Source organism: Polyangium fumosum, from assembly GCF_005144585.1.
In the GTDB taxonomy this organism is placed as follows: domain Bacteria; phylum Myxococcota_A; class Polyangia; order Polyangiales; family Polyangiaceae; genus Polyangium; species Polyangium fumosum.
This window is the reverse complement of the sequence record NZ_SSMQ01000031.1, coordinates 17,275-29,550: the sequence shown is the minus strand read 5'-3', so window position 1 is coordinate 29,550 and position 12,276 is coordinate 17,275. Positions and strand designations below refer to the sequence as shown.

Genomic DNA, 12,276 nt, shown 5'->3' with positions numbered 1-12,276 from the left:
CCACGGATCGGTCCCAAATCGACCTCCAGGCGAAAAACGGCAGTCACCTTTCCCATCGACCGGCCAATCGTAAACATGGCCAAAGATCCGAAGGGCAAGCCCGGGGCAGGCTTCCTCGCCCGGCTCGTCGAGGTGCGCGCAGACATCGAGCGCTTCCTCGCGAGCGAGGGCGTAAAACGAGCGAACGGCAACGACGGCGTCGAGGACAAGGCGCAAAACGTCCTCACCACGGCCGTCGAGAGCCGCAACAACTACGATCCCAAGGCCGGCGATCTCCGGGCCTGGACGCTCGGGATCGCCGCGAACGTCGCGCGCGAAGCAGACCGCGCCAAGCGGCGCTACGACGCGCGGTTCTCCCCGGAGGACGGCGAGGCGGATTCCACGCCCGCGCCGACGGCCTCGCCCGAGCGCCTCGCGCACTTGCGCGATGTGCAGCGGAAGGTCGTGAAGGCCATGGAGGAGATGCCTGCCGAGTTTTTCCAGGTACTCATGCTCGTTGGTTTCGAGGGCTGGTCGCATAAGGAGGTCGCCGAGGAGCTCGGCATTTCGGAAGACTTGGCGAAGAAGCGTCTCGAACGGGCTCGGGCGTTCCTCCTCAAGAAAAGCGGCCTTTCGCGCGATGATTTGCGCGCCTTCATGCCCCTTCTGTGGCTCGTCGGGGAGGGGCACGCGTCTCGCCTCGAACGGCTCCGCAAGCTCCTCGGTTCCGCTCCTCCAGCAGGAAACGCGCTCGGCGTGATCATCGGTCTGCTCCTGCTCGCGCCGGGGCCCGAGCGTGCCGTCGCGCATGCCGGGCTCCGGTACCGCACGCCCATCGTGGCCACCGTGCAGGAGGCGCCCCAGCAGCCGACCACGCCTCCGGTCGTCCCCGCGGAACCGGTGCCCGATTCCGCGGTCAAGCCTGCGAAAGCACAGGCTCCGCGTGCGCCGACCGTGACCCGCCCCGCGGTCGTGGTCGATCTTTCGGGCCTCTCGTTCCTCCCGAAGGGCAACCGGTAGCCCTCGCGTGTCGGTTTGTCTCGTCCCTCTTGACAGGTTTGTCGCGGGTCGTGTACTCTTGAGCGCATGGCGCGGTCGGCTCTCGTCATTGCTACGATTCTCCTTCTCGGGGCGCCTGCGCTCGCGGAAACCTCACCGCCGCCCGCGATGGACGAGGCCGTGGAGACCGCACGATTCACGGGGCTCGTCGCCAAGGCGGACCGCGAACGGACCGCAGGCAGGCTGCCCGAGGCCGCGATGGCCTATGCCGAGGCCTTCAAGATCAAGGAAGATCCGATTGTAGGCGGTCGGCTCGGCGCTCTGCTCGTCGAGCTGCGTAACCCCGTGCAGGCCGCGGATCTGTTGCTCGACGCGATCGAGCGCGGACGTGGGCCGGAGGTGTCGCCGGAGGAACGGCATGCCTGGCTCACGGCGTACGACGTAGCGATCTCGCAGGTTTGCCGCGTCGAGGTGACCGTCTCCGAGCCGCATTCGCGTGTCACCTTGGATGGTTTGCCCAAGAATCGGGACGGGCATACCGGGTTCATTCTGTTTGTGCCTCCCGGGGAGCACGAGCTACGGGCGACCCTCAAGGGATTCGAGGACGCGGTCATCGATTTCAAGGCGACCAAGGGCGGGACGTTGCGGTATACGTTGGCTCTGCGTCCGCTGCCCTCATTCGCGCCGATCGATCCGCCGGAGCGGCTTTTGCGGCGGCGTCAGATCGACCCGGCGACGAATGTCGAGGAGCCGCCCGAGGACGAGCCGCCGGAGCGGGAGCCGATCCGTGGTGGTGTGGTTGGCGACGAGAAAAAGAGCGGGAGCCGTGGCTCGATCAACGCGGGGCCGGTCGTCTTGTTCGGCGTGGCGACGTGGGCGCCCGCGGTGGGGGCGGTGGTCGGCGGCAGCTTGCAGGTACACGAATACGCGTCGCTCGGGCTGGAGGCGCGCGCGGCTTGGCTGACTTCGGGAATCGAGGGGCTCCAGATCGATGCGATGACCGCAGGCGGGATCGTGAGCGCGTGCGGCCACTATCGATGGTTCTTCGGGTGCGCGCTCGGGCACATGGGCATGATCAGGGTGGCCTTTTCTCGTGAGAGCTACGAGCCGGTGAGCGTCGTGGATGTGAAGCCCGGCGGCGGAGGCCGTATCGGCGCCAAGGTTCGACTCACGCCATCCCTCAGCCTACAGGCTGCGACAGAGGTCCTTGCCCTGTCGAGCGGCGTCAAGGTTTTTGTCGGCAACACCGTGGTTTCGTCTCAGCCGCCCGTCATGATCGGCGTGGGGGTGGGCGCAGGGTGGGAGTTTTAGTCATGCGAATGTCAATTCATTTGATGGTGGCGGTTCTATTTCCAACGCTCGCAGCCTGTTCGGCGCCGGACACGTTCGTGCAATCTCGCTGCGACCCGAATGCACCGATCCCCGACGAGTATTGTCGAGGGCTCCTGGCAGACGCGGGCGCCGATGGGGGTGGAAACGATGCGGCTGCCCCCGGCCCCACGCCGCAATCCATGGGCACCTGCACGGAAGCTTGCGTGCCCGTGCCGAGCGGCGGCGCTGGCTACTGGAGCGAGGTTCCGGTCTCGGTCCGGTTTGACAAACCGGAGGCGCTCCCGAAGTTCTGCCCGAGCAGCGTGCCGAACGAGAAGTTCCGCCTCTTCGACGAGCTCGTCGCGCCCCCGGCCGCGTGCGAGGCGTGCGCGTGCGAGCCCTCGGAAGGGACGTGCGAAGGCGGGCCGCCGCAGACGATCGAGATCCGCGCTGGGACTTGTTTTGAAAGCGCGGCCGTATCGCTGCCGTTCAGCGGGCCTGCTGGATGGGACGGCTCGTGCACGAGCTCGAACGCGCTTCCAGCCGGAGCGTCGTGCGGCGGCGAGTTCTGCGCGCAGTCTGTGCTGGCCTCGGCGCTTCCCGGTCCGACGAGTGAGTCCTGCGCACCGAAGAGCGCCGCACCCTCGTTCACCACGGAGAGAGAGTGGAAGCTCGGCGCGCTCGCGTGCATGGCGAACACGAACGACGACACGTGCGGCGAGAGTGCGACGAAGAGATACTGCGTGGCCGATCCCGGCCCCGATTATCTCTACTGTGTGCATGGCGAGGGCGTGCTGGAGCCGTGCCCGGACAACTACAACCACGAGCGTCACGAGATGTACCCCGAGGAGCCGCTCGATGATCGCGGCTGCGAGGCGTGCGAGTGCGGGGCGCCCGTGGGGAGCGTCTGCGTGGGATCGCTTCATCTATACGACGATGCAACGTGTTCGTCGCAGTTTGAGCAGGCCGGCCTCGCGTCTACCGATGAGAAGTGCATCGACATCCTGCCTGATGGGCGCGCCATCGGTGCGAAGGCGGTCACGGGCGTGACGTACGTTCACGGCACGTGCGGGAGCTCCGGCGGAGCGCCGAAGGGGTCGGCGTCGCCGAACAAGATCAGCGCGATCACGTTCTGCTGCCGCAGGTCGAACTGGATTGTCGAGTAGGCTGCGCGGCCGTTCGTCCACTCCGCTCGGTCATTCAAGGGGGCCGCGAGAGCCGCGGTTCCCCTTGCGGGGCGTTCATCGCCAACGGTACACTTTCGTTGCCCGACGCGCCTCGCCCGAGAGCAGGCGCTCGAGAGCGACATGCCGACGGATTCGGTTCGGTGTCGAGTCGATATCTTGGTGGTGGACGGAAAGCTGGAAGAGGCGCTTGAAGAGCTGCGAATGAGCCGTGGCGGCGCGCTCCGCGAGCTCCGCAAACGGCGGCGGCATGGGCCAAAGCCGAGCGAGAAGCGACGATACAAACGCTACTTCGCGCGCAGGTTCTTGCGCTGGCGCTGGAGGTGGCGTGACCAGGCCGAGGACGAGCTGGAGCGTGCTCGACGAGATCAGGCGATGTTCACGAGGAGAACGACCTCTCGGCGATGAGCGCTCCGTCCGACCGCCGCCGAACAAGGGCCTGAGCCGACGGCGCGGATGCGTTCGCGGTGCTCGCGGAAGGAGCTCAACGAGAGGTCTGCGGCCGTCGGTCGTACAGGAGCGTCGACAAGTAGGTCGCCGGGGTCTCGCCAGAAAAATCTCGTGCTTCGCTGTCACTGCGAGCGGCGTGCGGCCAATATCCATCTGAGGGGCGATGGAGCCTCAACGCTCGCAGCGAGCCTGCATGCGCTTTGGTGCATGCAGGCTCGCTGGGGGCGTCTGGGCATAAAACGACCCCCAGCCTCACCCTTCCCGGGCCGGTTTCGGCCTTGGGACGCCCTGCTCGCGCGCCTGGTCAGGAAAGGGCACCGCGATCGGCCCGGGAGGGGGAGGTTTTTCGTTGGCTCGTCGTTCGGGGACGGGGCGCGGGCGCGCGCCTGACTGCGTCATGGCAATGGCCAGGTCCGTGTAAAAACGGAGGGGTGCACGCACGCCTCGTCCTCGGGCGATGAGCCTTCGTTCGGAAGGAGAGCGCGTCATGCTCGCCCAGCAAGACCGACCTACGCCCGTTCCCACAGGTGACGACGAGGACGAGGACGCCGCAACGCTTGTTTGGCAGGAGTCGCCGATCGTGGACGGCGGCGCCGGTATGGCTGCGATGGCGAGCACGCCGACGGGCGCCGTCGTCCACGATCGGCAGACGCTCGCCGAGCCCCGCGTGGACGTTCGCGATACGGTCGTCGGGCCCACGGCGCTGCCGCTGTTGTTGCGGTGGAAGGCGGGATGGGCGTCGTTCTGGAGTGCCGTGGCGGATGCCTTCTTCGGCGGGTCGCGCGTGTCCGAACGGCTCCCGCCCGTTCCTCCGCTGCGTTCGCGGGAGGTGACGGGCGTTTCGTTCGGGAACGTCGCCGATCATGAGCATGGCGAGTTTCTACTTGTCGAAGTCGTGCTCGCGGCTCCGCTGTATCAGAGAGCGGCGATTGAGGTGGCTCGCGAGGCGTTGGCTGCCCGGCGTGAGGGGGAGGTCGCCTATACGAACTTCGTTATCCATCTGGCGATCTCACGGCTGCGTCCTGACAAGGATGGCCGGGTTTCAGTTGTCCGGTTGCGCGAGAAGGTCCCGCACCTTCCGTACGAGCGGGTGATCCTGCCGGCGCTCGTTCGTCTCGAAGAACAGGGCGTCGTGACGCTGGTGCAGGTCAGAACGGGGGACCCGATGGCGGAGATTCTCCGCGAGGGCGTTACCCACGTTGAGCTGCGGGTTCCTGTGTGAGCCGCCTTGTGAGGTTCCAAGGGATCGCCTTCGGCTATCGGGTTGAGCTGCGAGGACGAGTGATCGGAATGCTTCGGCGGGTCCGTAGGGAAGACGGGCGGTGCTGCTGGGGGGGCGAACTGCTGGAAGGTGCGTCGGTGCTGGAAGGACCCGAGCGGCTGCGGGATGCGACTCGGGTCTTGATCTCGATGGCCAGAGGCGCGGTCTGATGAGTAGGCCCGCGGGCCCGGAGCTGCGTGAGCTCGCCGCGGTGCAGGCCGCGCTCCGGTGCTTCGGCGTGGATGGTCCAGAGGTCGAGGATCTCTGCCAGGACGTGCTCGTGGTGGCCGTCCAGCGGGGCGTCAACTCTTGCGGGTGGCTGGTGCAGACGGCGTGGAAGTTGGCGGCGAACCATCGGCGCCTGCATAGCCCATGATGTGTGGTCCCGAAGGGTTCTAAATTTGTCTTGCGGATTGGGGACGTATCGTGAGATCCACACTTTGTGGGCCTGGGTGATGCTGGGAGCGTCTGGTCAACGAGCCACGGTCGCGCCGCAGGGTGGCGAGCCGTAGCGCCGATCCGCAGCGCAGCGCCCCTTCGCCTCTCATCGGGCGGGCCGGCATCATCGCGAACACGTCGGTCCAGATCCTTCCAAAAACCAGACTTTCAACCGTCGATTACAGTCGTTGACTATTGTGCGACTCGCCTCTCAGCACGGCGCTGTGATGCGTTTCCAAGGAGACCTCAATGATTCTGAGCTGTGGCGAAGCCCTGATCGACATGCTGCCGCGGAAAACCACGCTGGGTGAGTCAGCATTTGCCCCCTATGCGGGTGGGGCAGTGTTCAACACCGCCATCGCGCTGGGCCGACTTGGGGTGCCTGCGGGCTTTTTTTCGGGACTCTCGACCGACCTACTGGGCGATATCTTGGCCCAAACCCTAGAAAAATCAAATGTCGATACCTCCGTCGCCGCGCGCTCGGGCCGCCCCACGACGGTTGCGTTCGTCAAACTCGTAGACGGGCAGGCGACTTATACCTTTTACGACGAGAATACCGCTGGGCGGATGTTATCCGAGAATGACCTTCCCGATCCGGCCCGGCTCACCGCCGTGGATGCGCTGTTTTTCGGCGGTATCTCCCTCGTGAACGATCCCGCCGCTTCGGCGTACGAGGCGCTTCAGGCGCGTGAATCCCCGTTGCGTGTGACGATGCTCGACCCGAACATTCGCCCCGGCTTCATCGCTGGGAAGGAGAGCGTCTACCGCTCCCGCATCGAGCGGATGATTGCAAGAGCCGATATTGTTAAGCTGTCGGAGGAAGATCTGCATTGGTTGATGGGAGATGGAGACCTGAACCAACTTGCTCAGAAGATTATCGAGAAGGGGCCAAAACTCGTCTTCATCACTAAAGGCGCTCAGGGCGCGCGCGCCATTAGTGCGACGCAGGATCTTTTCATGGCTGCCGAGAAGGTCACCGTGGCCGATACAGTAGGCGCGGGCGACACCTTCAACGCGGGCGCTCTGGCTGCACTACACGCGGAGGGCGCGCTAACCAAGCAAGGGCTCGTCGGTCTGCCCGATCGGGTTCTCGATGCAGCGCTCATGCTCGGCACCCGGGCGGCTGCCGTCACTGTCAGCCGCCCAGGCGCGAACCCACCCTGGAGTCGTGAGCTATCAGCGGTGCTTAAGGTCAAGAAGTCTGGTCCGTGAACGCTTACGATGAATTTACCACATGCAATCTGGTTAGGCCGCCCAACAAGGGCTTGCTGACCGACACGTGGGTGCGCTGCGCGGCCAGCCACGCGCAGCAGAAGGCTGAGGTTGGGCCGGCGGCCGGTAGCGTACGGTGAGACAAGGTAGGATAGTGAACATGAACGCGATGGCTGAAGACGGTTCCGCGACGACGAACGCACCCGAGTATCCGCGTGCGGTATTCGAACGATTGCCCTGGCTTCGCGATGAGGAGCCGATAAGTCGCGACGTCTTCCTGAGAATTGTCGACACGGTGTTCTTCGCGAGCATGATGCCAGAAGAAGGCGAGCCGGTTCCGATTGCGGTTGTTGTCGACGCCGATAACTGCTTGGAGGAGGTCGTCGACGACAGTCCGTGGGGCGGTGACGAGCGTGCATGGTTCGTATGGCGATTCGCTGAGCTTGAGTTCAATCCGAAAAATCTCAAAAAGCTCGCGCACGGGATCGAGTACGGTCGCGACCTGGCAGTCGTGACCATTCGCGATGGTGTCCCCATCATGACCGGAATCGCTCGGCGGCAGCCGTTTACAAATGGTGGCAACGTCGTTCGCATCGCCGCTCCTCGCCCTGGAGTTCTGGTTCTCGAGGATCAAGACGGTCAACTCGGCGTTCGCTATGAGGCTGGTCACGAGATGCCGGCCGACGTAGAAGTCTTTCTGGAAGACGGGCCCGTGCGCGACGGGCTTCAACGCTGCGGTCTCTTAGATCGTGCGTGGATGCTGGCTGAGACGATTCGACACGCGCGAGTTTCTCAGGCTGGTGCGATGTTCCTTTGCTCGCCAGCTCTGGATTCGTGCTTTCTTCCCAAATATCGCTTCGTCGAGCCATCCCTGATGGCGCGCCTCACTGATCGAAAGCGAACTCTGAATTTAAAAAGAATTGCCTTGGCGCAGGTGGGCGGAAACGCGACCTCGGAGGATGCTGACGAGGACGCCGAGATCAGGAGCGAACTTGAGCAGGTTCGTGCAAGCACGACTGCGGCTATCGAGATGCTGGGACGCCTTGCAGCAAACGACGGTGCAGTAATCATCGAGCCAAATTTTATGGTTGCGGGAGCTGGCTGCATTGTCCGTGATATTCGTCCTCCCCAAGGTCCAAATGAAATGCCAACACCCAAGGACTGTCGCAATGCCATGGGAACGGATTATGTTGATCTGGTGCAAAGCGGCGGTGCCCGCCATGCGGCCGGCCTCCGCTTCGCCTGGGCAGTCCCCGGGGCTGTTGTTTTCATCGTATCCGCGGATGGTCCGGTTCGATGTGCCACTCGCCGCGCCGATGAACTACTGACGTGGCCCGTGAGGGTTCCTGAGACCTGATGACGGCGGCCCAACTCAGGCTTGGTGCTGGCGGTGCACCTGGGCCGCGCGCAGCGCGGTCCGGCGCCCCGCAGCACAAGCCCAGCCGTTAGTCGGCTCGCCAAAGCGCGCCAGGTTCCTGGGATCGTAGGTCAGTCGTATGCAGGGCTGTGTTCGACGACTATCAGAGCTAACCGCCTGTTCTCAGGCGCTCACGCTCCCCTTTTGGTTCTGTCCTCGTCGAGCATGGCCGTGTGGAGGCGCGTGAGGTCGACGACCTCGTGCAAGAGGTCTTCCTCATCGCCTGGTGTCGGCGTGACGGATTCGTGTGGGGCGAGCAAGCGCGGGCTTGGCTCTACACGATCGCGCTTTATCGCGCGGCGAACCATCTCAAGCTCGCGCGGAATCGCTTTGAATCGCTCCCGGGCGAGCTTCCCGAGCCTCGGGTCCACCCGCGAATGACGCAGGCCATGGACGCGGCCCGCCTTTTCTGGAAGATCATCCAGAAGCTCGGCGAAAAGCTCGCCTCTGTGCTGGTGGCTTACGAGATCGAGGGCCGCTCGATGCTGGAGATTGCCCGAGCGCTCGGCATCCGCCTGAACACCGCCTACGCCCGCCTGCAACTGGCCCGCAACCGCGCCGCGCTCTGCATCCCCCGCTGACGCTCCCGCTCGCGCCTCCGTCTCCGCTCCTCGCCCGCGTCACTCCTCAACGACGCGGATAGGCAGCCACTGGAACCCGGTCACGCCCGCGTCGCGGAAGATGCGCCAGACCTTGGGGGTGACGACGAAGTACGGTTGCCACAAGACGGCCGTCTTCAGGTCGCCGTTCCATCGAACGTATCCGAAGTGCTCCCACATGCGGTTCACGTCCTGGGCCCCTTCGAGGTCCTTTGCGCGGTAGGCGAAACGCACGGGGCTCGTCGAGTCGAGTTTGCCGCGCCTGCAGGTCTTGCATGCGCTGTCGAAGTCGATCCCGGTCGAGCGCGGGGACAATGGGGGCAGGGTGTGCGACGCCCATAGCTGCCGCCAGATCAGCTCCATCGGCACCTCGTCCGGCTGGATCGCGTACACGCTCCGAAGGGAGAGCCCCGCGAGGTTCGCGCGCGCGAGCGTCTCGGCGAGCGGCTGGTCGACGATGATCTCGCTGTAGCTGGACACGGCGCGAAATCGGCCGAGCCCCACGATGCTCGAGCCCTCGCCATCGAGCATGTACGTCCCGGTCTGTCGCATCCCCGCGCCACACGCCGGGCAGGCGTTCGAGAGATCGTACTCCGTGTAGAAGCGTGGGCCTCCGACGACGTGGTTCTCCGACAGCGCCTGTACGACGATCAAGGGCGCGGCCTCGTACTCCTCGTCCGTGTACTCGTCCCAGCGGTGCTCCAGCCAGTCGATTTTGTACGCGAGGAGAAGCTTTTGCAAGAGCGGCAGACGGGGGTCCTCGACATCGAGGATGACTTCGACCGTGACCTGCCGTAGAGCCGTGTAATCGTGCACCTTGGCGACATCGGACCCGCAGCCCGCCGGAGAAAGGATGGTTTGCTCTCCCCCTGGGATACGATGGCTATCAAATAAAATTCGTGCCCTGGTCCTCATTGTTGTTCCTGTTGACTTGCAATGGTCATGCGCACGCTCTCGGGCGGGGCATGAGGGTCAAAAATATAGGTGGCGCGCCCCTCGACCTTCCGCGCGAACTCCACCCGGCTGCGTGTGGTCCACACCGTCGCCGACCCCTGCTCATAGGCCCACTGGGTCAGGCCGGGCGGGACGTCCGGCGGCTTGACACAGACACGGAACTCCAGCGCATGCGCAGGCGAGTCCTCCATGACGATGGCCAAAGGCAGCAGGAGCGGGACGAAGAGATCACGGCGCATTCGAACTCCCGCCCTCAGGATAGCGGCCCTTCGAACCCAACCGCTAGCGTGCGGGCGCCGCCGCGAAACGGCGACGTCCTTCCTCGACGGACGTCCTCGCTCCGTTCTCCAGGCGAGAGGCTTATCGTCTTATCTCGTCATCCCGTCGGAGAACCCGCGCATCGCGCGGGTTCTCCGCCATCGGTCCAGGCCGTGCCTGGCCGGGGTGAAGGGGGCGGGGAGCCCCCTTCTCGGGGTGCGGGGCGACGCCCCGCGATCCCTGCTCAGACCTTCTTCACCTGCACGCCGAGCTCGTCGAGCTGCTCGGGGGCGACGCCGGTCGGCGCGTCCGTCATCAGGTCCGTTCCCTTTTGCGTCTTTGGGAACGTGATGACGTCGCGCAGGCTGCTTGCATTGCAGAGCAGCATCGTCAGGCGATCGAGACCAAAGGCAATGCCGCCGTGCGGGGGCGGGCCGTACTTGAATGCGTCGAGGAGGAAGCCGAACTTTGCGCGGAAATCGTCCTCGGAGAGGCCGAGCGAGGCGAAGACCTTGGCTTGCACCTCGCGCTGGTGGATACGGATCGAGCCGCCTGCGATTTCGTTGCCGTTGAGGACGAGGTCGTAGGCGCGCGCTTCCACGCGGCCGTTGTCCGTGCCGAGGTATTGCACGTGCTCCGGCTTCGGCGACGTGAAGGGGTGATGCGCGGCGACCCATTGCCCGCTCTCGGCTTGCTCGAACATCGGGAAATCGGTGACCCAGAGGAAATGCCACTGCCCCTCGGGGATGAGGCCGAGCTTGTGGCCGAGGTGCAGGCGCAGGCCGCCGAGCACCGCGTTCACCAGCTTGAACGAGCCGAACTGGAAGAACAGCAGGTCTCCGGTCCCGGCGCCGAGCGCTGCGTTCACCGCGGCCCGCGCCTCGGGCGTCACTGTCTTGCTGAGCGGCGATTGCGTCCACTCGCCGCCCTCGCCGACGCGGGCGCGCGCGAGGCCCCGCGCGCCGAATCCCTTCACGAACTCCTCCAGCTTGTCGGCCTCCGTGCGCGAAAGCGACGCGGCCTCCTTCGCGGGGATCCGCAGCGCCTTGATGATTCCCTTCTGCTCGAGCGCGGTCTTGAAGAGCGGCACGCCGCCGCCTTCGAGCGGGCCGAGGACCTCCGTCAGATCGGCGAGCTCGAGCCCGAAGCGAAGGTCGGGCTTGTCGGAGCCGTATTTGAGCATCGCCTCGCGGTAGCTCATCCGCCGGAACGGCCGCGGGAGCTCCACGCCGAGCACGTCCTTCCAGGCGCGCGAGATGAGGCCCTCCATCGTCGTGTAAATGTCCTCCTCCGTGATGAAGGACATCTCCACGTCGATCTGCGTGAACTCGGGCTGGCGATCGAGCCGGAGGTCCTCGTCGCGGAAGCAACGCACGATCTGGAAATATCGCTCGAAGCCCGCGACCATGAAGAGCTGCTTGAAGATCTGCGGCGACTCGGCGAGCGCATAGAAGTTGCCCGGATTCAGGCGCGAGGGGACGAGGAAGTTCCGCGCGCCGCCGGGGGTGTACTTCACCATGAAAGGCGTCTCGAGCTCGGTGAAGCCCTCGCCGTGGAAGTAATCACGCGCGGCGCGGTAGAGCTTCGAGCGCACCAGGAAGTTTCGTTGCAGCGCGGGCCTGCGCAGATCCAGGTAGCGGTGCTTCAGCCGGATTTCTTCGCGCGTGTCGATGTCGTCTTCGATCAGGAAGGGCGGCGTCTCCGACCGGGAGAAGATGTGGAGCGTCTCGGCATTCACCTCGACCTCGCCGGTCGGGAGCTTTGGATTGGGCTGCCCGCCCGACGAGACGCGCGTCACCACCTTGCCAGCGATGCCGATGCAGTACTCCGAGCGCAGCTCACTCGCGAGCTCGTGCGCTTGCTTCCCGATCTCCGGGCCGAAGACCACCTGCGTCAGACCCTCGCGATCCCGCAGATCGATGAACACCCGGCCGCCGTGGTCCCGGCGATGCGCCACCCAGCCCATCAGCACGACGTCCTTGCCAACGTCGCTCGTGCGCAGCGCGTTGCACGAGTGCGTGCGCTTCTTGTCCACCAAAAATTCCGACATGGCGGCGCAGCATAGTCGCTCACGCCGCCACATCAACGGGCCAGGCAGCTCGCATGGTCGCTTTTTCGTGACCCTCCCAACGCAGCCCCGGAACGCTCACGGGGGCAAAGCGGACCCGTCGCGCCGTAAGGCTTCGCTCTGGAAGGGCGGCTTTGGTAACATGG

General features: G+C 65.0%; 11 protein-coding genes. 8 read left to right on the top strand and 3 right to left on the bottom strand.

The genetic code is table 11. The features are described 5' to 3' along the window. Positions 1–75: 75 nt before the first annotated feature. The 8 genes from E8A74_RS26940 to E8A74_RS26900 all read left to right on the top strand — a co-directional run bounded on the left by E8A74_RS26940 (position 76) and on the right by E8A74_RS26900 (position 8,832). On the top strand, positions 76–999 hold the full coding sequence (locus E8A74_RS26940) for an RNA polymerase sigma factor (RefSeq protein ID WP_136931949.1): 924 nt from the start codon (positions 76–78) through the stop codon (positions 997–999). 66 nt (positions 1,000–1,065) lie between these two features. Further along, positions 1,066–2,289: a peptidase associated/transthyretin-like domain-containing protein gene (locus E8A74_RS26935; protein ID WP_136931948.1), complete on the top strand. Its 1,224-nt coding sequence runs from the start codon at positions 1,066–1,068 to the stop codon at positions 2,287–2,289. A 2-nt stretch (positions 2,290–2,291) separates the two neighbouring features. After that, positions 2,292–3,455 carry a hypothetical protein gene (locus E8A74_RS26930; protein WP_136931947.1) on the top strand — a complete coding sequence of 388 codons (1,164 nt, stop codon included), beginning with the start codon at positions 2,292–2,294 and terminating at the stop codon, positions 3,453–3,455. 955 nt (positions 3,456–4,410) lie between these two features. Then, a complete protein-coding gene (locus E8A74_RS26920) occupies positions 4,411–5,145 on the top strand; it encodes a hypothetical protein (RefSeq protein ID WP_136931946.1) in 735 nt (244 codons plus the stop codon). 208 nt (positions 5,146–5,353) lie between these two features. Then, a complete protein-coding gene (locus E8A74_RS26915; protein ID WP_136931945.1) occupies positions 5,354–5,560 on the top strand; it encodes a hypothetical protein in 207 nt (68 codons plus the stop codon). Positions 5,561–5,871: 311 nt separating this feature from the next. Next, positions 5,872–6,834 carry a carbohydrate kinase family protein gene (locus E8A74_RS26910; RefSeq protein ID WP_136931944.1) on the top strand — a complete coding sequence of 321 codons (963 nt, stop codon included), beginning with the start codon at positions 5,872–5,874 and terminating at the stop codon, positions 6,832–6,834. A 160-nt stretch (positions 6,835–6,994) separates the two neighbouring features. Beyond that, the gene (locus tag E8A74_RS26905) at positions 6,995–8,191 is read left to right on the top strand and encodes a putative sensor domain DACNV-containing protein (protein ID WP_136931943.1); all 1,197 of its coding nucleotides are present in this window, start codon (positions 6,995–6,997) and stop codon (positions 8,189–8,191) included. A 233-nt stretch (positions 8,192–8,424) separates the two neighbouring features. Continuing rightward, complete coding sequence (locus tag E8A74_RS26900; RefSeq protein ID WP_136931942.1) at positions 8,425–8,832, top strand: RNA polymerase sigma factor; 408 nt, start codon at positions 8,425–8,427, stop codon at positions 8,830–8,832. A gap of 39 nt (positions 8,833–8,871) precedes the next feature. On the opposite strand, the gene E8A74_RS26895 is transcribed toward E8A74_RS26900, so the two are convergent. From E8A74_RS26895 to aspS, 3 genes are all read right to left on the bottom strand, one after another. Then, the gene (locus E8A74_RS26895) at positions 8,872–9,666 is read right to left on the bottom strand and encodes a hypothetical protein (protein WP_136931941.1); all 795 of its coding nucleotides are present in this window, start codon (positions 9,664–9,666) and stop codon (positions 8,872–8,874) included. Between the two features lie 95 nt (positions 9,667–9,761). Continuing rightward, on the bottom strand, positions 9,762–10,043 hold the full coding sequence (locus tag E8A74_RS26890) for a hypothetical protein (RefSeq protein WP_136931940.1): 282 nt from the start codon (positions 10,041–10,043) through the stop codon (positions 9,762–9,764). A gap of 263 nt (positions 10,044–10,306) precedes the next feature. Beyond that, a complete protein-coding gene (aspS, locus tag E8A74_RS26885) occupies positions 10,307–12,112 on the bottom strand; it encodes an aspartate--tRNA ligase (RefSeq protein ID WP_136931939.1) in 1,806 nt (601 codons plus the stop codon). Positions 12,113–12,276 lie beyond the last annotated feature (164 nt).